The sequence below is a fragment of the Sphingobium sp. SCG-1 genome (genome assembly GCF_002953135.1).
Taxonomy (GTDB): domain Bacteria; phylum Pseudomonadota; class Alphaproteobacteria; order Sphingomonadales; family Sphingomonadaceae; genus Sphingobium.
In genome coordinates this window covers 744,811-768,400 of the sequence record NZ_CP026372.1, presented here as the reverse complement: position 1 = coordinate 768,400, position 23,590 = coordinate 744,811, and the positions used below count along the sequence as shown (strand labels likewise).

At 60.7% G+C, this 23,590-nt stretch carries 17 protein-coding genes, 1 tRNA gene and 1 pseudogene; 11 read left to right on the top strand and 8 right to left on the bottom strand.

Annotation, left to right across the window (positions count from 1 at the left end; genetic code table 11):
• Window positions 1-82 precede the first annotated feature (82 nt).
• Window positions 83-1,897 (top strand): DUF885 domain-containing protein, encoded by a 1,815-nt coding sequence (locus C1T17_RS03450; RefSeq protein ID WP_104952227.1) that lies wholly within the window; start codon window positions 83-85, stop codon window positions 1,895-1,897.
• Between the two features lie 32 nt (window positions 1,898-1,929).
• Here the strand turns inward: C1T17_RS03450 and C1T17_RS03445 are convergent, their stop codons facing one another.
• Complete coding sequence (locus C1T17_RS03445) at window positions 1,930-3,033, bottom strand: NADH:flavin oxidoreductase/NADH oxidase (RefSeq protein WP_104952226.1); 1,104 nt, start codon at window positions 3,031-3,033, stop codon at window positions 1,930-1,932.
• Window positions 3,034-3,221: 188 nt separating this feature from the next.
• On the opposite strand from C1T17_RS03445, the gene C1T17_RS03440 reads away from it, so the two are divergent.
• A complete protein-coding gene (locus C1T17_RS03440; protein WP_223262896.1) occupies window positions 3,222-4,346 on the top strand; it encodes a DUF47 family protein in 1,125 nt (374 codons plus the stop codon).
• A 2-nt stretch (window positions 4,347-4,348) separates the two neighbouring features.
• Window positions 4,349-5,362: an inorganic phosphate transporter gene (locus C1T17_RS03435; RefSeq protein WP_104952225.1), complete on the top strand. Its 1,014-nt coding sequence runs from the start codon at window positions 4,349-4,351 to the stop codon at window positions 5,360-5,362.
• A 4-nt stretch (window positions 5,363-5,366) separates the two neighbouring features.
• Here C1T17_RS03435 and C1T17_RS03430 read toward each other — a convergent pair whose 3' ends face one another.
• The 3 genes from C1T17_RS03430 to C1T17_RS03420 are packed head-to-tail and all read right to left on the bottom strand — an operon-like array spanning window position 5,367 to window position 9,319.
• Window positions 5,367-6,656 (bottom strand): CDP-glycerol glycerophosphotransferase family protein, encoded by a 1,290-nt coding sequence (locus C1T17_RS03430; RefSeq protein WP_189338478.1) that lies wholly within the window; start codon window positions 6,654-6,656, stop codon window positions 5,367-5,369.
• Window positions 6,657-6,672: 16 nt separating this feature from the next.
• Complete coding sequence (locus tag C1T17_RS03425; RefSeq protein WP_189338477.1) at window positions 6,673-7,899, bottom strand: CDP-glycerol glycerophosphotransferase family protein; 1,227 nt, start codon at window positions 7,897-7,899, stop codon at window positions 6,673-6,675.
• Window positions 7,853-9,319, bottom strand: coding sequence for a bifunctional cytidylyltransferase/SDR family oxidoreductase (locus C1T17_RS03420; protein ID WP_104952222.1), 1,467 nt, complete (start codon window positions 9,317-9,319; stop codon window positions 7,853-7,855). The genes C1T17_RS03425 and C1T17_RS03420 overlap by 47 nt, the downstream gene beginning before the upstream one ends.
• Before the next feature lie 137 nt (window positions 9,320-9,456).
• Between C1T17_RS03420 and C1T17_RS03415 the strand changes: the two genes are divergently transcribed.
• Window positions 9,457-9,690, top strand: coding sequence for a hypothetical protein (locus tag C1T17_RS03415; RefSeq protein WP_189338476.1), 234 nt, complete (start codon window positions 9,457-9,459; stop codon window positions 9,688-9,690).
• 145 nt (window positions 9,691-9,835) lie between these two features.
• A complete protein-coding gene (locus tag C1T17_RS03410; protein WP_104952220.1) occupies window positions 9,836-11,680 on the top strand; it encodes an ABC transporter ATP-binding protein in 1,845 nt (614 codons plus the stop codon).
• A 7-nt stretch (window positions 11,681-11,687) separates the two neighbouring features.
• On the opposite strand, the gene C1T17_RS03405 is transcribed toward C1T17_RS03410, so the two are convergent.
• From C1T17_RS03405 to C1T17_RS03395, 3 genes are all read right to left on the bottom strand, one after another.
• Entirely contained in the window at window positions 11,688-12,761 is a 1,074-nt protein-coding gene (locus C1T17_RS03405; RefSeq protein ID WP_104952219.1) for a glycosyltransferase family 2 protein, read from the bottom strand.
• 432 nt (window positions 12,762-13,193) lie between these two features.
• The gene (locus tag C1T17_RS20940; protein ID WP_145958942.1) at window positions 13,194-13,475 is read right to left on the bottom strand and encodes a hypothetical protein; all 282 of its coding nucleotides are present in this window, start codon (window positions 13,473-13,475) and stop codon (window positions 13,194-13,196) included.
• Window positions 13,476-13,495: 20 nt separating this feature from the next.
• Window positions 13,496-14,407: an SDR family oxidoreductase gene (locus C1T17_RS03395; protein WP_104952217.1), complete on the bottom strand. Its 912-nt coding sequence runs from the start codon at window positions 14,405-14,407 to the stop codon at window positions 13,496-13,498.
• Between the two features lie 68 nt (window positions 14,408-14,475).
• On the opposite strand from C1T17_RS03395, the gene C1T17_RS03390 reads away from it, so the two are divergent.
• The 4 genes and pseudogenes from C1T17_RS03390 to C1T17_RS21535 form a co-directional block, all read left to right on the top strand.
• Complete coding sequence (locus C1T17_RS03390) at window positions 14,476-15,120, top strand: TetR/AcrR family transcriptional regulator (RefSeq protein ID WP_104952216.1); 645 nt, start codon at window positions 14,476-14,478, stop codon at window positions 15,118-15,120.
• Window positions 15,121-15,268: 148 nt separating this feature from the next.
• Entirely contained in the window at window positions 15,269-15,448 is a 180-nt protein-coding gene (locus C1T17_RS03385; RefSeq protein ID WP_104952215.1) for a hypothetical protein, read from the top strand.
• Window positions 15,449-15,967: 519 nt separating this feature from the next.
• Entirely contained in the window at window positions 15,968-16,714 is a 747-nt protein-coding gene (locus tag C1T17_RS03380) for a DJ-1/PfpI family protein (protein ID WP_104952214.1), read from the top strand.
• A gap of 167 nt (window positions 16,715-16,881) precedes the next feature.
• Window positions 16,882-17,052: pseudogene (locus C1T17_RS21535) on the top strand (AIM24 family protein); the annotation flags it as partial.
• A 116-nt stretch (window positions 17,053-17,168) separates the two neighbouring features.
• On the opposite strand, the gene C1T17_RS03370 reads toward C1T17_RS21535, so the two are convergent.
• Window positions 17,169-17,244: transfer RNA gene (locus tag C1T17_RS03370), tRNA-Thr, on the bottom strand.
• A 178-nt stretch (window positions 17,245-17,422) separates the two neighbouring features.
• On the opposite strand from C1T17_RS03370, the gene C1T17_RS03365 reads away from it, so the two are divergent.
• Both C1T17_RS03365 and C1T17_RS03360 read left to right on the top strand, forming a co-directional pair.
• Complete coding sequence (locus C1T17_RS03365; protein ID WP_104952213.1) at window positions 17,423-18,751, top strand: hypothetical protein; 1,329 nt, start codon at window positions 17,423-17,425, stop codon at window positions 18,749-18,751.
• Between the two features lie 127 nt (window positions 18,752-18,878).
• The gene (locus tag C1T17_RS03360) at window positions 18,879-23,552 is read left to right on the top strand and encodes an NAD-glutamate dehydrogenase (protein WP_104952212.1); all 4,674 of its coding nucleotides are present in this window, start codon (window positions 18,879-18,881) and stop codon (window positions 23,550-23,552) included.
• The last annotated feature ends 38 nt before the right edge of the window (window positions 23,553-23,590 follow it).

Below are 23,590 nucleotides of genomic sequence, written 5' to 3'. Positions count from 1 at the left end.
TGCTCGTCGGATTACCGGTTGATCGAAGGTAGCGTAAGCCATAGTAAAGATTACCAATTATACCTAAGGCGGAGACTTAGCCGTGGATCGCAGACAATTTCTTGCCACCAGCGGTGCAGCCGCAATCAGCGCTGCGTTGATCCAGACGAAGGGCTTCGCGCAACCCGCTGGAGATGCTGCGCTCAACGCCGAGTTCGAGCATGTCTTCCAGCAGTCGCTGGCGCGTTCGCCTGAACTGACGACATCGCTGGGGCTGGATCGCGGACCGCTTGCCGCAGCGAAAAGCCAGCTGTCGCCACGGACGCCAGAAAAGCGCGCGAGGGATGTCGCGCAAGTGAAGGCGTCGATCGCCAGCCTGCGTCGCTTCGACACGCCTGCCCTGTCTCCTGCGGCGCGGCTCAACCTCGAAGTGGTCTTGTATTCGCTCAATACGCAGATCGCAGCGACCGAACGCTTCGGGATCGACAGCCCTATTCGCCCCTATCGTATCTTCCAGCAGGGCGGCGCATATTTCTCGGTGCCCGACTTCCTCAATACCGCGCACACGATCAACCAGAAGCCGGATGCCGACGCCTATCTGGCGCGGCTCGATCAGTTCGCGACGGTACTCGACCAGGAAAGCGCCATGCAGCAGGCGGAGGCGGCCAAGGGGCTGCTCGCGCCCGGCTGGTCGCTCGACCTGACGCTGGGGCAGATGCGCAAGCTGCGCGGGCAACCCGCCGCCACGTCCAGTATCGTGCAGTCGCTCGTCAAACGCGCGGGGGCGAAGGGCATCGCAGGCGACTGGCAGGCGCAGGCTGCGTCGATCGTCGAGGGCAAGGTCTATCCTGCGCTCGACCGGCAGATCGCATTGATCGAAAAGCTGAAGCCTACGACCAAGCCGGGCGACGGCATCTGGCGCGTGCCCAACGGCGACGCGATCTATGCGATGGCGCTCAATCAGGCGACCACGACCACGATGAGTCCGGACGACGTGCACAAGTTGGGCCTTGCACAGGTTGCGGAGATCAGCGGGCAGATCGACGCGATCCTGACGTCGCAGGGCTATACCGGCGGCACGGTCGGCGAACGCCTTGCCAAGCTCAATGTCGCGCCCGACCAGTTGTATGCGAATACCGCCGCTGGCCGGGAGGAACTGATCGCCGGGCTGAACGAAGGCGTGAAGGCGATGTATGCGAAGCTCCCGCAGGCGTTCGCCACCGTGCCGACACAGCCGCTGGAAATCCGCGCGGTGCCGGTCGAGATTCAGGATGGCGCATCGAACGGCTATTATAATCGCGCGTCATTGGACGGTTCGCGGCCCGCGATCTATTTCGTCAATCTGAAGGACGTGGGCGACTGGCCCAAATATACGCTGCCCTCGCTCACCTATCATGAAGGCGTGCCCGGCCACCATCTCCAGATCAGCCTGGCGCAGGAATCGCGCGACATTCCGACACTGCGCAAGATCGGCTTCTTCTCGGCCTATTCCGAAGGCTGGGCGCTGTATGCCGAGCAGCTTGCCGACGAGTTGAAGGCTTATACGACGCCCTTGGAGCGTGTCGGCTATCTCCAGTCGTTCCTGTTCCGTGCGACAAGGCTAGTCGTCGACACCGGGATACACGCGAAGCAATGGAGCCGCGAGAAAGCGACTGATTACATGGTCGCGACGACGGGCTTCGCGCGTCCGCGCACACAGCGCGAAGTCGAGCGGTACTGCACGCAGGCGGGACAGGCGTGCAGCTACAAGGTCGGACACATGGCGTGGAGCCGTGCGCGGGCGAAGGCGCAGGCGGCACTGGGCGCAAAATTCGATCTCAAGGCATTTCATGAGATCCTGAAGGAAGGCGCTATGCCGCTCACGATCCTGGAACGCCGTGTCGACGAGCGGATCGCTGCGATGACTCGCTCTGCTTGAGCGGCCGCTTGGTCAGGCGATGGTTCGCGGCCTCATGAATTGAAGAGGTCGCTATATTCCCTCGGCTGCGACCGGAGATATTGAGGCGGCGCCTTCACACTTTCCCCGAAATGGGCGGCAGCATGCCAGGGCCATCGCGGATCGTAGAGCACGCCCCTCGCCAAGGCGATAAGGTCGGCGTCCCCTGCCCTGAGTATCTCTTCGGCCTGATCGTATCCGGTGATGAGGCCAACGGCCACGACCGGCATGTTCGTCGCAGCCTTGACAGCGCGGGCGAGCGGAACCTGATAGCCTGGCCCGACCGAGATTCGCTGGGCAGGCGCAAGGCCGCCGCTGGATACATGGATCGCATCGCAGCCGCGCGCTTCGAGGGCCTGGGCCAATATGATGGTTTGCTCGATATCCCAGCCGCCATCCACCCAGTCAGTGCCCGACACGCGCATGGTGACGGGGCGATCGGCGGGAAAAGCGGCCTGAACGGCATCGAATATTTCGAGGGGAAAGCGTATCCGATTTTCCAGACTTCCGCCATATTCATCCTCACGACGGTTGGACAAGGGCGAAAGGAACTGGTGGAGCAGATATCCATGCGCGCCATGGATCTGGATTGCGTCGATCCCCAGCCGTGCCGCCCGCTTCGCTGCATCCGCAAAACCGTCGCGCACTCTTGAAAGCCCTTCGCGATCCAGCGCCAGCGGCGCATTCTGGTCCTGATCGAAGGCCAATGCGGAAGGAGCGACGGTTTGCCAGCCGTCCTTCTCTTGAGGCCCGATCTGCGCACCCCCATGCCAAGGTTTGTCGGTGGACGCCTTACGACCGGCATGGGAAAGCTGAATGGCGATCGGCATGTCCGAATAGCGCCGCACGCTCGCCAGCGTGCGCGCCATCGCTGCTTCCGTCTCATCGGACCACAGGCCTACATCGGCATAGGTGATCCGCCCCTCCGGCACCACGGCAGTCGCCTCGATCGTCAGCAACGCCGCGCCGGAGAGAGCCAGATGCCCAAGATGGATCAGGTGCCAATCCGTCATGCAGCCATCCTCCGCCGAATATTGGCACATCGGCGCAATGACGATCCGATTCGCGAGCGCAATACGACCAATATTGTAAGGCGTGAAAAGCTGGGTCTGACTCATGCTTGGTCCTTCTGGCTTGCCTATGTGCGGCCTTGCTGGGCACTGCCCGGCCGATCGTCAATGGGAACACGCGCACGCCGTTAACCCGTTATAGCGTGCATAGACCAACAGATAATTTAGGTCTTGCAGTAGCCGCAGCGCGAGTCCAACGCCGTCGAACGCATAACTATAAGCCGGGAGCCTTGAAAATTCGTCAGATCGCAGCCCTTCCCTATCGGGCCGATACGATAGCGACGGACGCCGCCGTCCGCATCATGCTGGTGACATCGCGCGGGTCAGGACGATGGGTCATTCCCAAGGGAAATATCGGCGCGGGCATCGCGCCTCATGCCGCCGCGGCGCAGGAAGCCGAAGAGGAAGCGGGTGTTTGCGGACCCGTCTGCCCGACACCACTTGGCTCCTACCGCTATCGCAAGACCAAGGGCAGCGGCGCGTCGCTGATGGTCGATGTCGACGTTTATCCTCTTGCAGTGACACGGGAACTTAGCGAGTGGAAGGAAGCGGACGAACGCGAACGCCGCTGGTTCTCGCTCGCCGAAGCGGCGAACGCCGTGGACGAGGACGATCTTCGCGATCTCATACGTTCGTTCGGCGCACGCGAGTTCAAGGCAGCGGCGCAACGTATGCGTGTGTTTGGCCTGGTTGCCAAGAAAACAGGGATTGGTGAGATGTTTGCGTGGTTCCAGAGGCTGCTTCCCAAGAGCGGCAACTTCTTCGAGCTGTTCGAGGCGCATTCGGTGACGGTAATGGCCGCCGCCGACGCGCTGGCCCGGTTGTTCGAAGGCGGTTCGGCGCGCAAGGACCACATCCGCGAAGTGATCGAGCGCGAACATGACGCCGACGAGATCACGCGCGAAACGCTTCAGACCGTGCGCAAGACGTTCCTGACGCCGTTCGATCGCGGCGCAATCACGAGCCTCATCGGTGCCCTCGACGATTGCATCGACGAGATGCAGGCGGCCGTGCAAGCGATCGACCTGTATGAAGTTGAGGCGTTCGAAGCAGAGATGCGCGACATGACCGCCATCGTCGTGGATGCGGCGCGCCTGACTGCCGAAGCGATGCCATTGCTGCGCGATGTGGCGCGGAACGGCAAACGGCTTCACGAACTGACCGAACGTCTGGTGCGGATGGAAGGTCACGCGGACGAGATACATGCCGCCGGTCTCAAGAAGACATTCAAGGCCAATGGCGGCCCGAACACGCTGAAGTTCGTGGTGGATCAGGAAATCTATAAGCATCTGGAGAGGATCGTGGATTCGTTCGAGGATGTCGCGAACGAGATTGACGGCATCGTCATCGATCACGCCTGACCATGCACGAGTTGGCATTCCCGCTGCTGGTGGGCCTCATCTTCTGTGCGCTCGCGTTCGATTTCCTTAACGGGCTTCACGATGCGGCGAACTCCATCGCAACGGTGGTGGCGACGCGGTTGCTTACGCCGTTGCAGGCCGTGCTGTTCGCCGCGACCTTCAACTTCGCAGCCTACTTCCTGACGCTCGCTTTCCCAAGCCTCCATGCCGTTGCGGAAACGATCGGCAAGGGGTTGATCGACAAGGAACTGGTGACGCCTGCGGTCATCTTCGGTGCGCTGGGAGGCGCCATGTTCTGGAACGTTGTGACTTGGCTGAAGGGCATCCCCTCCTCCAGCAGCCATGCGCTCGTCGGCGGGCTGATTGGTGCGGGTGTCGCGCATGCGGGGCTGAACGGCATTCAGTGGAGTGGCCTCAACAAGACGCTCCTGGCGATCGTGTTATCGCCGACGCTCGGCATGTTTCTGGCGATGTTCGTGATGCTGGTGTCGAGTTGGATATTCCGCAACGCGACGGCAGGTCGGGCGGAACGCAGCTTCCGCGCGCTGCACCTCCTGTCGTCCGCCGCCTATTCGCTGAGCCACGGCCTCAACGATGCGCAGAAGACGATGGGGATCATCACGGTGCTCCTCTACTCGACCGGCTATCTCTCCGGAGAGTTCGCCGTGCCGCACTGGGTCGCGATAAGCTGCTATATCGCCATTGCCCTTGGCACGATGTCGGGCGGCTGGAAGATCATTCAGACGATGGGGTCACGCATAACGCGGCTGTCGCAGCATCAGGGGTTCAGCGCGTCGATGGGCGGATCTGTCGTATTGTTCGGGGCGTCGCTGCTCGGAATACCGGTTTCGACCACGCATACCATCACAGGCAGCATCATCGGCGCGGGCGCCGCGCGGCGCGCCTCGGCAGTGCGATGGGACGTTGCGCGCGGGGTGATTACCGCATGGGTCATCACCATACCCGCGTCGGCTGCGGTGGGCGCGCTATTCTATGCGCTGACGACGATTTTCTGAGCGCTCAGCTAATCGCTTCCTTCAATGCGTGAACGTCTTCCGGCGCAAACGCGCGGCCGGTAAGCTGACGCATCACGTAGTCGACTATGGCGGGGGATGCAGGAACTGCTGAGCCACCCCAGAATTTCGCGCGAAGGCGAGCAATCGCTTCGGAATTCTGGGCCGTGAAGGCGTCGCCATTACGAATGATGCGACATAGAGTTTGGAAGTCGAACGCCGGAATGCCCACGACATTGTCTTTGAACGGCATCACCAGTTCGCGGTCCTTGCTGAGATATTCCTCCAGATCGAACGTGTAGAGGATGACCGCCGACCGGTGCAGGATGTAATCATAAAAGACGGAAGAGTAGTCGGTGATGAGGCAGTCGAAGTCCGAGAGATAGGTGTTGAAGTCGATGCCTGTCGGCCAGGTTCTGACGTTTTCAACGCTGTCTCCATAGCGATATTGCGTCCGGGGATGCGGCTTGATGTAGAGGAGCGCGTTTCTGGCCGCGAGGGCGTCGGATAGGCCGCGAAGATCGGGCAAGGCTTCGCTGAACAAGTCCCTGCCGGAATCTCTGTAGGTCGGAAGATAGATATAGACTTCATCGAAGCCGTCCGGCCGCATCGTGAAGCCTGAGGTCTTATCGATCCCTTCGGCTACTTCTCGCAACTTGCTGCCCAAAGTACAGTCCAGCCGGGGATAGCCCAATTGCGGGCAGCGCTCGGGAAGCATTTGAAATTGCGATGCGAAGTGCGCCTGCATGACGTCCGATGTGCTCACAAGAATGTCATACGGGCGCAGATATTCTATGCCTGCGACACGGCCGATCCAGCCACCCGCGGCGCGATGAGCGGCAGCAGTGTTGCCGCCTTTGTGGCCAAGGTGAACCGATTTGATGCCGACGCCATGCCAGAGATTTACGAGGACGGCGCCCTTGCTGAGGAAGGTGTTCACATTCCTCATGCCGTGTGAAAAGACGATGACTTTTGCGCGGAGAACTGCGGCCATGCCATGCAACGACCAGCGCATCTCGACCGGATAGCCGAGGCGGCGGAGCTGGTTACGGGTCGCCTTTGATCCGGTGATCCATGTTACGCGTATCCGAGGCTCGAACAGCAGCATCCACAGGTACAGATATTTGGGATTATCGGCGAAGGTTTCGCCCGTATAGCCAAAGACCCAGCGATAGGGCGAGCGAGGGAATAGTCCGGACGCCGGATACAGAGTGACGTTCAGGAGGAACGTGACGAGATGCCGGGAACGCGCTTTAAACGGGCGGAGAAGCGTCTTGGCGCGCGCAATCGCACTCATAATGGTCCGGCGTGTATCATGCCCGCTCCGGCATTGTGACATTTCCGGATCTCGGGCGGTCACGCCTCTTCATCTCGCGATCCACCAGCGCCTCAACATAGCGCACGATTTCCGGCGATGCAGGCGCGGCGGAACTGGACCAGAACTTCTCCCTCACGCGCTCAAGCTGCTTGTCGCATGACGGGTGGAGCGCGACGCCCTGCTTCAGGATTTCGCACAAGTCGCCGAAGGACGAGGTGCGCACGCCCGCCACATTCTCCGCATAAGGATAGAGCAGTTGACGATCTTCGCGAAGATATCGCGCAAGGTCAAAGGTATACAGGATTGCGCCCCGCGACCGGACGAACAGATAGTCGTAGAGCACCGAGGAATAATCCGTGATGAGGATATCGAATTCATCGAGCCAGGCGTAATAATCCAGTCCCGCAGGCCATGGCCTGATGTTGGCGTGCATATCAGGGATGGTGCCCGTGGTACGCGGGTGCAGCTTCACATACAGCACCGCATTCCTGGCCGCCAAGGTCGTCGACAATCGATCCAGATCCGGTAGCGCTTCCTCCATAAAGGGTCGCTCCGTATCGCGATAAGTCGGCAGGTAGATGTACCGTTCAGCAAAGCTATCCTCGAAGGGCTTCTCGCTCCACTTGCTGTCCAATGCGGCTGCGACTGCCTTCAGTGTCGTGTCGCTCGCCGGGTCCAGCCGTGGATAGCCCAGTCGGGGGCAGCGTTCCCGGGGAAGGTCGAACTGGCTGGAAAAGTGCGCCTGCATGAAGGGTGATGTCGTCACGACGATGCTGGGGCGCTTGAGATAGTCGAGGAAGAGGGCGCGCATGAACCAGTTGCGCCTATATTTCTGATGCCGGCTTATGACACCGCCTTTGTCGCCAAGCTGCGTCGCTTTCAGCCCGACGCCATGCCAGAGGTTTATCAGCCTTGCGCCGCCGCTCACGAGGAGATTGACGTCGCTGGCGCTATGATCGAACAGGTGCGCGCTCGACCGCAGTGCGTGGAGAATGCCGCCCACCGACCATTTTCGATGCGATCTATATCCAGCGTCGGTCAGGAAGCGTTGCAGCGCCTTGTCAGGCGTGATCCACGAAGCCTGAATGTCGGGGCGGTGGATGGACAGCCACAAATAGAGATATTTGGAATTCCCGGCGAACTCGCCTCCCTGATGCCCGAAGGCCCAGCGCTGCTCATCCCGCGGCACCAGCGACAAAAGCGGGTAGACGGTCAGGTTCAACAGCCCCATCCACAGCCGCGCGGCGTATCCGCTGATCCTGCTTAACGATATCATAGACAAATCCCGTCGTGTCGGTCACCAGAATGCCGAGCGCCTTTCTCGCGACTTCATCTGCATTCAAAAGCGTTTCCGGCGGCTCATAGCCGAAGGCTTTCACGCGCATTGGTGTCTGCGTCCTCTCTGGATTGACGCAGTTCACATGCACGCGTGCGTCGGCCCACTCGTCTCCCAATGCCTGTGTCAAGTTGACGACGGCGGCTTTCGAAGCGCTGTAGGTCGAATAGAAGGCTCGGCCATAAGTGTAGGAACTGGAGGCGAAGAACAGCAGGTGACCTTGATGCCGCACAAGGTGCCGATATCCCAGGCGCGCCAGCAGTACTGCGCCCAAGATGTTCGTGTTCACGTCTTCCACCACCTGCGCCTCGGTCATGTTCATCAAAGGCTGACGATTGAGAACGGCGGCGGCGTTGACGATCGCGTCGATCCGGCCGTCGGACGCCACTACGCTGTCGAGGAATCGTTCGATCGACGCAGCATCGGCAATATCGACGCCGGTCGACTTGCTGGCGACGTGCACATTGGCGCCGTAAGCAGTGGCCATGCGCGCCATTGACGCCCCAATACCGCTGGTGCCGCCGAAGATCGCGATCGTCTGCCCCTGCAAACGGGCGAGCAACGTCGTTTCCGGTACGGCGTCGAGGCGACGGCCGGCATTTGTCTGCATCAACTTGTCGATCAACATCAGATCGTCGGGATAGGTGAGCTTCACATTGCTCGGCGCGCCTGTCGCGACATAGATCGGCACTTCCGGCGAATACCGAAGAACCACCCCGCAATCATCGGTCGTGCGAAAATCCGGGTCCATCAGCGCGCGATCATAGGCCGCCTTTATGACCGGCAGCTTGAACGCCTGCGGCGTCTGGCCAAGGCGTATTTTCCTCCGATCGGGAATTTCCCTGATCGTATTTGTGTCGCCATCGATCAGTACGACGGTATCGGCCGATGGAATGGCAACATCGACCGCAGAGTAATGTTGCAGCGCGTCAAGCACTTCGCCGATCATGCGTTCACTTACCAGCGGACGGACAGCGTCATGGAAGATCAGGTTCAGATCGTCCGCATCGTCTTCGTTTGCATAGGCCCGGATGGCGGCCAGCGACGATTCATATCGCTCCTTTCCGCCCAGCAGCACACGTTTGACCTTCGTGAAATTCTGTTTGATGATGAGTGACTTGATCTCACTCAAACACGCCTGATTGGTGACGATGGCAATCTCATCGATGCCCCTGTGGCCCTGAAAGCGTTCCATGGCGTGCGCAATGACAGGGCGGCCGGCGAGTTTGACCAACTGTTTGGGACGACCAAGGCCAGAGCGCTCCCCTGTGCCGCTGGCCAAAATGATAGCGATCGATCTAGACATACACCACTCTAAGATACGGTCCCCGGTCCGGGACTATGGCAATCGCCGCAGCCGCGATATACGTAGTTCCCGCAATCTCGGTTGAGCCGCTTTGTAACACCGATGAAATATGTGGGGTTTAGAAAGCGGCCTTCCCCGTGACCACTATCCACCACCAAGGCAGGATCATGATGAACGTCCTAGCAAAGCTTGCTCATCGCGATGGATACAGCGTCCATGTCGACCCGGCGCAGATCGAACGTACCGGGATGGATCAACATGGGCCAATCGTTGTGCTGCATGACGGGACCATATTGAAGCTGAGACCGGTCCTTCGGGCGTCAAAGGTCCTACCAAGCAAGCGGCAGGCGGTTCTGGCCAAGGCGCACTGACTGCGCGAGTTGCGCCAACCATGTCCCGATGCGAGCACTCCCCGGCCCTCGTGGCTGAATACTAAGGGATAGTGCTGAGTGTAAGCAGCGCCCAAACCCGATAGGGGTGATCCCAAGCAGCCCGAGCGTTGCAAGAGGTTCAGCAATGAGCGCGGCTCCGCCAGCGGCCGCGCCTTTTTCGGACGGCGCGATGACACAACCGGTTTCGAGTATCTGGCAGGGGCTGCTCCAGCTTTATCAATTCGTGTCGCCGCGTCGGCGCTGGCAGGGTCTTCTGGTCCTTGCCATCATGATCGCGGGCGCACTGGCGGAGCTTCTGACCGTCGGGTCGGTGCTGCCGTTTCTGGCCTTCATCACCGATCCGGAAGCGGCGAGCCGTCATCAAGCCGCGCGATGGCTGCTCTCCAGCCTGAATGTCCACAGTCATGCAGATGCCGTGACGGTGTTTGCGGGGATATTCTGCGTCATCGCTCTGGCCGCTGCGGCGGTGCGCGTGTTGCTGGCCTGGGCGAGCCAGAAGTTCATGTTCCGCGTGGGATATGATCTGGGCGTCGCGATGTATTCCCGCGTCCTGTTCCAGCCGTACAGTTTCCACGTCGCGCATAACAGCAGCCAGATACTTGCAGGCGTGAACAAGGTTCAGCAGGTGCTCAACAATATGATGTTGCCGCTGATGCAGGGATTGACGTCGCTCATCATCGCGATCTTCATTCTTGCGGGGCTGTTGTTCATCGACGCGCCGGTCGCGCTGGTCTCCACCATGAGTTTCGGGCTTATCTATCTCGTGGTGTCGCTGGCGACGCGAAAGCGCCTTCGCGCGAACAGCCTGATAATCGCGCAATCCAACACGTCCAAGATGAAGACTGTGCAGGAGGGATTGGGCGGCATCAGAGATGTGCTCATCGATCGTTCGCAAGCCATATATGTCAAGAAATTCTCCCGGATCGACGAAAAACTCAGAGATGCGCAGGCTGCCAATGCGTTGATCGGTGTTGCGCCGCGCTTCATGATCGAGAGCCTGGGCATGGTGATGATCGCGGTGCTCGCGCTTTTCCTCGTCAGGGGAACGGGCGGTCTGGCGGCCGCCCTGCCCGTTCTCGGCGCGCTCGCGCTTGGCGCGCAGCGCCTGCTTCCGCTGCTGCAGCAAACCTATAACGGCTGGACCCAGATCATGAACAACAGGTCCACCTTCTTCGATGTTCTGACCCTGCTCGATCAGCCGCAGTCGGCCGAACAGCGAAAGCCGTCCATCCCCATCGATCTTCCGTTCGCCCGTGAAATCGAGTTCGCAAGTGTCTGCTTTCGCTACCCCGGTGCCAGCGTGAACGCCGTCAACAATGTGGAACTGCGCATCCCCAAGGGCGCGCGAGTGGGCTTCATGGGCAAAACGGGAAGCGGAAAGAGCACCATCGTCGATCTGGTCACTGGTCTGCTGGAACCGAGCAGCGGCGACATATTGATCGATGGCGCGCGACTAACGAGCGCCAATGTCGCTGCGTGGCAGGACAAGCTCGCTCATGTGCCGCAGGCGATATACCTCTCCGACGGGCCGATAATCGAGAACATTGCTTTTGGCGTCGACCGCAGCAAGATCGACATCGACCGCGTCCATGATGCGGCGCGGAAAGCCGATATACACGATTACATCTGCGGCCAGACGAACGGATATGAGACACTGGTTGGCGAGCGCGGGGTGAGGTTGTCGGGCGGGCAGCGGCAACGCATCGGCATCGCCCGTGCCCTTTACAAACGGGCGAGCGTGCTCATCCTGGACGAAGCGACCAGCGCCCTGGACGATGCGACGGAGGCGTCCGTCATCGACGCCGTGGAGGGACTAGGCGACGATCTGACGATCATCATGATCGCGCATCGCCTGACGACACTGCGCAATTGCGACATTATCTTCCATATCGACAAAGGCGAAGTGGTCGACCGGGGCTGTTACGCGGACCTGATCGAAAACAAGAACGTACGGAAGCTGAAAGCCTGAGTTCCCCTCATGAAGCCTTAAGCCTGGAGATTGTCCTGTGAAATGAGCGCGCAATAGGCGGCGGAATCGACGAGAGAAGCCGGCGCGCGGTCAGGTTCATCGTCCAGGCGTTTCGCGGGATCAAAGGAAGGATATTTTGCATCAACGCACGATCGTGGTCGCGATAGGCTTGCTTGTAGATTTCCACCAGATCACTGGGGCGCAGAAGCGTTAGCAACAGCTCCATTGCGTCTCGATCCTGAAGCCTGTGCGCCACGGCGTAGATACGCCGCCGCCGGCCGGGCAGGTCGCGGTTCAGCGCTTCGACAAAATAATCGGGAAGACCGGTGTGGTTGGCGCGCGCAAATTCGAATATCCGCCACCGCCCAACCGCCTGTCCGTCCAGGCTGGCCGTCTCATTACCCGGATGGAGCCGGTAGTGGACGAGCGGCTTCCAGACGAGCGACAGATTACCACGTGTCAGTGCCCTAATAAGGAACTCCAGGTCTTCCGCCTTGATGCCGAGCATTCGCGGATCATAGCCGCCGATGTCCTGCGCAAACCTTCGCCGTATCATCATCGTGGAGGGATAGATCGGCACGCGCTTCAGAAGTCGGTCGAGCGGGAATTTTCCGACGTAAGACCAGCTCTCTCCGTCCGACGCGACGGGAATGCCATCCCAATAGCCGGGAGGCGCCTTCTCGAAATTGGTTTGCGCATCTTGCTCCGTATCGCGGAATTTACGGTGATCCGACGACAGGATGTCAGCCCGCCCGTCGCGCATCGGTTTGGCCATTTGGGCAAGATAGTCGGGCGCGAGCAAGTCGTCGTCGTCAAGGGTCGCAATCCATTCGCCCGAAGCAAAGTCGATGCCGACATTGCGCGCGATCTGCTTGATGTTCGGCGTGGATTTGACCAGCCGCACCCTATCACCAAAGGGCGCGAGCGCTGCCGAAGCGCGATTCTGGACGCCATTGTCGACGACGATGATCTCTCTTGGCAATAGCGTCTGCGCGAGGACGGACTCCACCGTTTGAACGAGCAAGTCAGTGCGATCATGCGTGGGAATGACGAAGGAGACGTCGAGCGGAGCATTCGTCATCCGTGGTCCTTCGGGCTTTTTGTATCGACCTATGAGATCGCGGTTTTACATCTCCGGCCCAAAGCCAGAGCGCCATCCGGAGCAATCCTATGCTGCGATACATCTGTCCATTCGACAGAAATGCGGAGGTAATCTAACGGAGACGGAGAAAGGCGCAAAACCTAAAGATCGCGCCAGAAGCGTGGCGACTGCGAATTTCAGAAGATGGTGGAGCCGAGTTATATAAAGATTACCTTCCAAGGCAGATCGCGATTTTTCTAAATCTTTGATTTTCATTGGCCAAGGAAAAGCTGGCATATCCGATGAGCGCATGAGATTTCCGCCCAGGTGCGCGCCTATCAGCTGATAGACAACCGCCTGGCCGAGCATGCGCAGTGGGGATCGCGAGCTGCTCGCGATCGAGTTGCCGCCATCATCGAGATGGGCGACGTGTCAGTCGATCTGAGTGCCAGCCATGCCGCTGCGCCCGCAGCGGCGAGCAGAGCAACACTGGGATCGCGCAGCAGATCTGGATGGCGCCGCGCCGCCCACAGGCACATCAGCCCGAACAGCACCTGCCCGAGCGCGAGGCTGAGCATAGTCCGTAAGGGTTGTCTCAGGTCCTGGCCCACGCTTGCCGCGCACATACTGGCTCGCGACATCGATCGCGAAGTGCAACGTACCCGTGAAGGTCAGCCAGCCGAACGCGGCAAAGGCAAGAATCTCGCCATGCATGCTCCATCCTGGTAGATCGTTCAGAACCGCACCCCCGTCGCGTCTTCCGACAACGCCCACAGCTGCTTTATTGCCGCGCTATCCAGCGCTTGCGGCGGGATCTTCGCTTCGGTTGGATGGCCGCGCGTCTCGCCGAGGCGATCGGGACCATAGTAGCCCCCAGCGCGCGCGTTCGGCGACGTGGCCGCGTACAGCAGCGGCAACGCCCCTTGAGCCGCGGGCTGAAACAGGAACGGCAGCAGGGACCGCACACGGCTGTGCAAGCTTCCGCGGCCCGGTCCGTTGTGCAGCAGTTCGGTACGTGCGACGCCGGGGTGAGCCGCGATGCTACTGATCTTCCATCCCGCCGCGCCGCTGCGCCGTTCGAACTCGAAGCCGAACATCAGGCATGCGATCTTTGAGCGCGCATACACCGGCATCGCGCTGTAGCTGGCAGTCGCGTTCCAATCATCCCAGTCAACCGATCCCGACCGGGCAGCGACGCTCGACACCGAAACCACCCTCGCTCCATCGGACGCGCATAGCAGCGGCAGCAGATGGCCCGTCAGCGCGAAATGGCCGAGGTGGTTGGTGCCGAACTGCAGTTCGAAGCCATCTGCCGTTTCGCGCCGCTCGGGCGGCACCATCACACCTGCGTTGTTGACCAGGAGGTCGAGTTGCTGCTCATCCTTTCCCAAACGCTCGGCGAAGCGCGCCACTGAACCCAGCGAGGCGAGGTCGAGTGTTTCGAAGCGAACGTTCGCCGCCGCCACGTCCGATCGGATGCGAGCAACGGCTTCTGCACCTTTGCCGGTATCGCGTCCGGCGATCACGACGTCGGCACCGGCACGGGTTAGCGCGTGCGCAACCGCGAAGCCGAGTCCACCCGTGCCAGTCACCACCGCCATCCGCCCATCCTGACGAGCCATGTCGCCGATTGTCCACTTTTCCATCTCTGCCAACCCTGTTATGTGCACTGAGTGCATTTATTATATTGCACTCAGTGCAACGATCAAGTGTAATGACAATGGTTGAAAACGATATCCCGTCGACGTCGGGCCTGCGTGAGCGAAAGAGGCAGGAGACGCAGCGGCGAATCACCGATGCAGGCATCTGTCTGTTCATTGAAAAGGGCATCGACGCGACGACGCTGGACGAGATCGCTGCGATGGCAGGCATCTCGCGCCGCACGTTCTTCCACTACTTCAAGTCGAAGGACGACATCCTCATCTCGCTCCAGAAGGGCCTGGGCGGAATGATCGCTGGTCGGATTCGACAGGCGGACGAAGACGCTTTGCCCCTCGATGCGATCCGTGCGTCAGTAATTGGGGTATGCGCCGAAGTGCCGGCCGACGACATGGTCGCGATCGACCGGCTCATGCGGTCGAGCCCGGCCGTTCAGGCACGCAAGCAGGCCAGCTACGTCGAGCAAGAGCGAATATTGTTCGCAGCGCTAAGTGCACGCTGGCCCGATCCTGCACGCGGGATGGCGCTCCGGCTCATCGCAATGCTCGCGATCGGAGCGATCCGCCTGGCGACCGAGGCCCTGAGTCAGGAGGGCGAGCGGCGTTCGCTCATCGAACTGCTGAACGCAGCGTTCGATGCCCTAACGAGCGAGTTGGCAGGCGAGAGGTTTGACGATCGACCAAATGCGCACCCGGTGTAGATTTCCAATAATATGATCGTTCTTAGCCGGTCCCGAGAGGCGGCTAGTTCCGGTTTCTCTTCCGGAACCTGCCTGGCTGCAGATTTCTAGCCTTGCACGCACAACGAGATGGCTAGGCTGGTCCACAATTTCGGCGGCTGGCGACCAGATGGCGCCGTTCACCGGCGTCGGCTTGAATGGCTGGTTCATTGCCGAAAGCTGCGGCCCGCTCATCGACGGCGCTGCAGTCAACGTCTTCGGGGAGAAGCGGCGACCGCGGGGGCCGCGTTCAGGTCGCTCCCCAAGTGCTCGCCACTTGCAGATCGGCGATGTGAGTGAGAACCTCTAGCGCACCCTCTATGTTAACACCGTCACGCCATCGCGAAATGGCTGGGGACGCGCGAAGTTCAAATAGGCTCGGTCGTATAAATTCACTTATCCTTCGACTTTTCGCCGCTGCTATCGCACTTGAGGTCCTCGGGTTTGCGGGTCTCCTCGAGCAGACTGATGATAACATTGAAGAGGTGCGAGGTTCGCCGCGTGATCGTGCGAAGGCATCGCTGCTAATCCTCGGTTGGGATGAGATCAGCTACCCTGCTAACGTCTGTTGCCCACTAAAAGCCGCTGGTTGCCGCGGCCATCGGGAATGGCGGCTTCGTCCCAGCTGCCGCCTGCCAATGTCGACGTTTTCGGACTTCACTTTGTCAATTTCACCTTCTCAGCAGCGGATTTTCCACTTTAGTCGATATGCTAGTAATAGCCTTCTGAACCGTCTGATCACTTAAGGGAATTAACCTTGCCGCATTATTGTCGCTTGCAGGAAAAGGTGTTTTGATCGTTTCTCCGACGGGGCTTAAGGAGACATGTTATGACCTTGAAATCTGTCGACCCGTCGCGCCGCGACCTGCTGGCCGCCGCTGCCGGGCTTTCCCTCATGACAGCGTCGATCCCCGCAACCGCACAAATCCCGACCAAGCCGCCGACGCTGGCACCTACCGGTCCCAAAAAGCGGCTCGGCATGATATTGTTCGATGGCTTCGAGCTGTTTGACGTTTTCGGACCCTTGTCGATGTTCGGAGCATTGCAGGACCGGGTGGAAATTGTGATGCTCGCTGAGAAAGCCGGTGCGATCAGGAGCGGCGGCGGTCCATCGGTCATTGCCGATAGTGCATTAGTCGATGCGCCTCCTCTCGATATCGTCATGATTCCCGGCGGAATTGGTACGCGGCGTGAGGTGGCCAGCCCGGAGTTCATCAGCGCGGTCCGTGCGTTAGCCGAAAAGACGCCGCAGGTCGCGACGGTTTGCACCGGATCGGGCGTTCTGGCGAAAACCGGACTACTTGACGGTCATAAGGCTACGACCAACAAGATGGCCTGGAAGTGGGCGACGGCACAAAGCACAAAGGTGTGGTGGGTAGCCAAGGCGCGCTGGGTTGAAGACGGTAAGTTCATCTCGTCCTCGGGGGTATCTGCGGGCACCGACATGGCCCTCGCGCTCATAGCAAAGATGTATGGCAAGGAAACAGCGCAATGGGTCGCCAACCGCGCTGAGTATCGCTGGCATGACGACCCTGCCGATGACCCATTTGCGGCGTTGAACGGGCTCGCGAGCTAGACAGCGGGATCTCTCGAGGCCGCTGCGGTGATGCCCGCCGTGCCGAACCTCGCGGCTTTGGCGCCGCCTGGTCCGCCACCTGTTCCCGATTTTTTAGGGAATGCAGTGAGTATTTGTCGACCGGCTAAACCCGAAGTTCGGGGACAGTGGCTTGAAGGCCTCTTTATGGTGGCCGTCTCATCTGCCAAAAAAACAGTTTCCTAGCGGCCGCGAAAGGGGTTTCGATCGGTATTCACTTCCAGCAGCGGATCATGACAGGTCTGCTCTGTGGCCAAGGCTTTATCATGCAGAAGCTCGAAGGGGATGGCTGGCTGTTCGTGCAGATGGGCGGTACCGTTCCGGGCCGTTGCGTTTATCCTCTTTCCCACCCAAAGCGCCCCAAACAGGACCCAAATCGGCTCCCATGCCAAAGGCACCTTCGCAAGGATATTCCGGATTTCCCTTCTCGGAGGGATGGTGCCGCTTAGGTGACTCGAACACCTGACCCCATCATTACGAATGATGTGCTCTACCAACTGAGCTAAAGCGGCAATGAGGCTTGCTCGAAGCGGGCGCTTAACAGGACAGGCGGCGGGTTGCAAGCATCGCCGACATGACAATGCTCGATCGAGGTCGTCCATGTTCAGCCGCAATTTACGTTCTGTTTACCATCCCTGTGCGACACCGCGTGCCGACGCCTGAATGGCTTTAGGGATTGGGACGGCCGAGATGGACACGATGCGGGGGCATGATGCCGTTAACGATCAGGAGGACAGCATCTACGCTGCCGATGACCATGCCATCGATTCGCCGTCGGGGATAAGCGCGAACGAGCGGCGCATGCATGTGCGCGCCTATAATTATTGGGCGTCCCTGCTGGGCGACCGGATGCTGCCGTCGATTGAGGATCTCAATCCCGAACAGATCGAGGATTTCGGGCCACACAGCGTCCTCCTGGACTTTACCGCAGGCATCGAGAACCCGGCCGTCGTCTATCTCGGCACGGAATTGCGCCGGGAGTGCGAAATAGTCGGGCATATCGACACGATCGGCGATGTCCCCACGCGCTCCTTGCTGTCGCGGCTCACCGATCATTATCTTCAGATTATTGCCAACGCCGCCCCGATCGGTTTCGAAGCGGAATTCGTCAATCAGCGTGGCGCGGAAATCATGTATCGCGGCATTCTGATGCCGTTCTCGTCGGACGACGACACCATCGATTTCGTGTACGGCGTGATAAATTGGAAGGAAATGGCCAGCCGCGACTTGACCGATGCGCTGGCCGAAGAAGTCGACCAGGCTTTGCGAAGCGCGCCAGTCAACGCTTCGGCAGCACCCGTCTGGGCGGACGGGCCTTCCTTCGATGAGGACCACGCCGCCGACTCCTCACAGATGATGGAAGAGCCGGAAGAACTCTCTCTCCTGCCGGAACTGGAACTGACGGACACGTTCGACTTGGGAGACGACGCCTCGCTAGCCGATTGGCTGACGGTTGCGCGTGATTGCGCGCTGGAAGCCGGGCACAACGACGTGCGTAGCCGAGCGGCGTTGTATCGCGCGATTGGCCTTGCCTATGACTTCGCCATCGCGAGCGAGGATGCACCGAGGGACTATGCCATTATGCTGGAAGATGCCGGCATCAAGGTGCAGGCGCGCAGCCCGATGACCGCGGTCATCAAGCTTATCTTTGGCGTCACCTATGACAAGACGCGCATCACTGAGTTCGCCAGCGCGCTGGAGCACGGCCGGGCACATGGCCTTGCAACCGGCATGTTGGCCGAGCATCTGGAGCATTATCCCGGTGGTTTGAAGGGACTCGTCCGCGACGAGCGCACCGCGCGGAAGGCGGCTCAGCCTGAGCGACAGGATCGCACTGCAATTGCACGCCAGTCATTAAAGGCGGCGCCGGTCATGACAACGGAGAATATAGCAACTGACGAAGACGGGTTTGCCATCCTCGTCGGTCGACGCGAGTTGGACGGAAGTTTGTCTATCGTGGGGGCGCTGCCACATGGCGACAAGTTGACGGCGAAGGTGATGGTCAACATCAAAGGCTAAGTCGTTTCTATTGTTATTTCGTTACAATTCGTAGAAATATTCTATCCAAAAAGAGGTTGAGCCTCATCTCTCACTGGCGCATACAGGCCGCACAAAGCTGTACTCATGGCCTTATGAGGTGAGGAAAATGACGCAAGTTGCGCGGCCCAAAGCGGTCGCCATCGAAGAGGCGCTGCGCGCCGCTCTTGCACTAGGTGCCCTGCCTGGAGAGCGCGAAGGGTTCGATGACCGCGCACTGGAAAGCGCCGCCTCGTTCCTCTCTGCGGCGGCAGGAAACCGCACTCCCGGTACGCCCGTCATCGCAATCGACACTGCAGGTGGAGAGACGAGCACCAGCGCCGCCGACCCGGCGCCTGCGCCGCGATCGATGCGGATCGCCATCGTAAACGATGATATGCCGTTCCTGGTCGACTCGATCGCCAACAGCCTTTCCCAGGCAAATCTGGTGATTCACCGTCTACTTCACCCTATACTTTCCGTAAGCCGCGATGCGCAGGGCAAGCTCACCGCCATTCTGCCATCCGATGCGCCTGGTGCACGGCGGGAATCGATGATCTACATCGAAGCGGATCGTGCCGACGCAAAAGCGCGCCGGGCGCTGGAGCAGGCGTTGGACGAAGTCCTTGCCCATGTTCGCGCCGCCGTCACCGATTGGCCCGCCATGCAGCAGGCGCTGCGCGCCGACGCGGAAACGATACAGGAAGAAGAAGGCGCGGCATTACTGCGTTGGTTCCTCTCGCGGCATCTGACGCAAACGGGTTACGAACGCCGCACGCGGCAGGGTGCGATCCTCTCTCAACTGGGCGTATGCGCGCTCAAGGGAGAAGAGCTTCTTGCGCCCGCCACAATAGAGGCCGCATTCGTCTGGTTCGAGGAAGGCCGCCGCGCGCCGCTCATTATCAAGTCGAACCGGACGTCGCGTGTGCATCGCAATGTGCTCGTCGATCTCATCATCGTGCCGGTTCGCGAAGGGAAAGACATCACTGCCCTCTCGATTCATGCGGGCATGTGGACGAGCGCCGGACTCGCCGCCACGCCGGACAAGGTGCCGGTGCTGCGGTCGGCGCTTACCGTGCTGATGGAGAAGTTCGGATTCGATCCCGCCGGGCACGCGGGCAAGGCGCTGGTGCACGCCCTTACCATGCTGCCGCATGATATCCTGATCGGGTTCGACCGCGAGACGCTGGAGCAACTGGCGCTGACGTTCATGTCGCTCTCCGACCGGCCGCGGCCCAAGCTGGCGCTGGCGACCAGTTCGCTTGCCCGTCACCTCTATGCTTTCGTATGGTTGCCACGTGACGAACTGACCACGGCCCGCCGGGTTTCCGTGCAGGACATGCTGGCCGAAGCTGCAAACGCCGCCGTGCTGAGCTGGTCGGTAGCGCTGGAAGAAGGCGGCCTCGCGCTGCTCCGCATCACGCTCGACCTGCGCGAAGGCGGCCGCGTTCCAGACACCGAAGCGCTCGACCGCGAGTTGCAGCGAATGGTGCGCGGCTGGCTGCCTGCCGTCGAGGCATCCTTGGCTGAAAGCGAGGAAGCCGGGCGCGCGGCGGCGCTGGCGCAGAAATATGCGAACGGCTTTCCGCAGAACTATCGCAACGGCGCTGGGCCGGCGGAAGCAGCTATCGACATCGCGCAGCTTTATCGTCTGTCCGGCCCCATTGCGCGCAGCGTGCGCCTGTATCGCAATGAGGACGACGCGGCGGCACGGCTGCGCCTGAAGCTGTACAGCAATGACCCCGTCGCCTTGTCGGAAGCCGTCCCGGCGCTGGAGAATTTCGGCTTCCGCGCGATTGAGGAAATGACGACGCCCATCGACCGCGGCGCGCTGGGGCACATTCAGCGCTTCGTGCTTGAATTGCCCGGCGGCGATGCAGCCCCCGTGCTGGAGCGCGCCGACATCGTACAGACGGCCATTGCCGCAGTGCTGCAAGGCTCGGCAGAAAACGACCGGTTCAACGAACTTGTCGTGACTGCCGCGCTGGAGCCGCAGGCGGTAGTTCTGTTCCGCGCGCTCTATCGCTATCTGCGTCAGACTGGCATGGCTTACAGTATGCCGACTGTGGCGGAAACGCTGCGCCGCGAAGCCGATATCGCGCGCGCGCTCGTCCGCCTGTTCACGGCGCTTCATGACCCCGCGCAGAAGGGCGGCGAGGACGCGTCGAAAGCGGCAGAGGACGACATCGATGCGGGACTTGAGAATGTCTCCGCCATCGACGAGGACCGCATCCTGCGCCTGCTGCGCGCCGTCATCGCGGCGACCCTGCGCACCAACTTCTTCGCGCCTGCCGCACAGGAAGCGCTCGCGTTCAAATTGGATAGCGCGAAGGTGCCCGGCCTCCCTGCCCCCCTCCCCTGGCGCGAAATCTGGGTCTATTCACCCCGTGTCGAGGGCATCCATCTGCGCGCCGGACCCGTGGCGCGCGGCGGGCTGCGGTGGTCGGATCGCCGCGACGACTTCCGCACGGAAATCCTTGGCCTAATGAAGGCGCAACGTGTCAAGAACGCCGTCATCGTGCCGACCGGCGCGAAGGGCGGCTTCTATCCGAAGCAACTGCCCAACCCTGCGACGGATCGCGACGCATGGCTGAAGGAAGGAACTGAAAGCTACCGCATCTTCATCCGCTCCCTGTTGTCGGTCACGGACAACCTCGTTAGCGGAAAGGTCAAGCATCCGGCGGGCATCGTCATCCGTGATGGCGACGATCCCTATTTCGTCGTGGCGGCGGACAAGGGGACAGCAACCTTCTCCGATGTCGCCAACGGCATCGCGCTGGAGCGTAAATTCTGGCTGGGCGACGCCTTCGCCAGCGGCGGCTCCAACGGTTACGACCACAAGGCGATGGGCATCACCGCGCGCGGCGCATGGCTCTCAGTGCAGCGGCATTTCGCCGAGATGGACACCGATGTGCAGAGCGAGCCGGTCCATGTCATCGGCTGCGGCGACATGTCGGGGGACGTGTTCGGCAACGGCATGCTGCTCAGCAAATCGATCAAACTGGTTGCGGCGTTCGACCACCGGCACATCTTCTTCGACCCCGATCCCGATCCTGCAAAAAGCTGGGAGGAGCGCGCGCGCATGTTCGCGCTGCCGCGTTCAAGCTGGGACGATTACGACAAGTCGCTGATCTCCAAGGGTGGCGGCGTGTTCCCCCGCTCGATGAAGAGCATTACCCTCACTCCGGAAGTGCAGGCGATGCTGGGGGTAGCGGATAGCGAGATGGATCCCACGACGCTGATCTCCGCGATCCTGCGTAGCCCGGCCGACCTTCTGTGGTTCGGCGGCATCGGAACCTATGTGAAAGCCGCCGCGCAAAGCCATGGCGATGTTGGCGATCCGGCGAACGATCGCCTGCGCGTCAATGCAGAGGAATTGAAGGTCAAGGTTTTAGGCGAAGGCGCGAACCTTGGCATTACGCAGGCCGGGCGCATTGCCTTCGCGCTGGCGGGCGGGCGCATCAACACCGACTTTATCGACAATTCGGCGGGCGTCGATTGTTCGGACAATGAAGTGAACATTAAGATCGCGCTCAACAAGGAAATGGCCGAGGGCCGCCTGTCGCTCGAAGATCGCAACGCCTTGCTCGTGCGCATGACCGATGACGTCGCGGAACTGGTTCTGGAGGATAATCGCCTGCAAGCGCTTGGCCTGTCGATTGCCGAACGCGGCGGCGCGACCAGCCTTGCCAGCTATGTCCGGTTGATCGAGACGTTCGAGGGCAACGGGCGGCTCGACCGCGCTGTTGAAGGATTGGCCAGCAACGAGCAGCTTCTGCGCCGTGCGCAGGACGGCAAGGGGCTGACTCGCCCCGAACTCGCCGTGCTGCTGGCGACCGCCAAGCTCGCTTTGCAGGATGCCATAGAACATGGCGCGCTGGGCACGGATCATGGAATGGACGGTGAGCTCGCCGCCGCCTTTCCTGCCGAAATGCAGCAGAAGGAAGCCGACGCTATCGTTCAGCACCAGCTACGTGGCGAGATCATCGCGACGAAGCTTGCCAACCGCATCGTCAATCGCCTCGGCCTCATCCATCCGTTCGAATTGGCTGAGGAAGAGGGCTGCGCGCTTTCCGACCTTGCCAACGCATTCGTGGTGGCGGAGCGGCTGTTCGACGTGCGCAGCTTGTGGGAGGACATCGACGCCGCGACGATGCCCGAAGATGCGCGGCTTGCCCTGCTCGGCAACATCGCGTCGGGTATGCGCGCGCAGATCGCCGACATATTGCGCAGCCTTGCCCCAGGCACTTTGCCGCAGGTCGGGGTTGAGACGCTGGCACCCGGCGTCGCTAAATTGTCCGCTCAGGTGGACTCGCTGCTGACGCACGAGGCTATCCGTCGCAGCGGCGCGGTCGCGGAAAGCCTGACAGCGCTAGGCGCGCCGGAGGAACTGGTGACGCGGGCTTCGGCGCTGTTCAAGCTCGATGGCGCCGTGGGCCTGGCACAACTGGCGTCGAAGCTGAAAGTCGATGAAATCACCATTACGCAGGCATTTACGCATTTGGGTGAAGCGGTAGGGATCGACTGGGTGCAGTCCGCGGCCGCACGCATGGAGCCAAGCGATCCGTGGGAGCGCCTGCTGATCTCCGGGGTGGCGCGCGACATGCAGCAAGTGCGCCTCGACTTCCTGGCGCAGGCGAAGGGCAGCGACGTGACCGGCTTCGTCGATGCATGGCTGGAAAGGCAGGCGTCGCGCATCGCGCAATTCCGGGCGCTGGTGAAGCGGGCCAAGTCGGCTGCAGTGCCCAACGTCGCGATGCTGGCGGAAATCGCGGGCCAGGCACGTGGGTTGCTGGGGCGGTAAAAAAGAAAGGCTTCTCCAATGGGGAAGCCTTTCTTCTT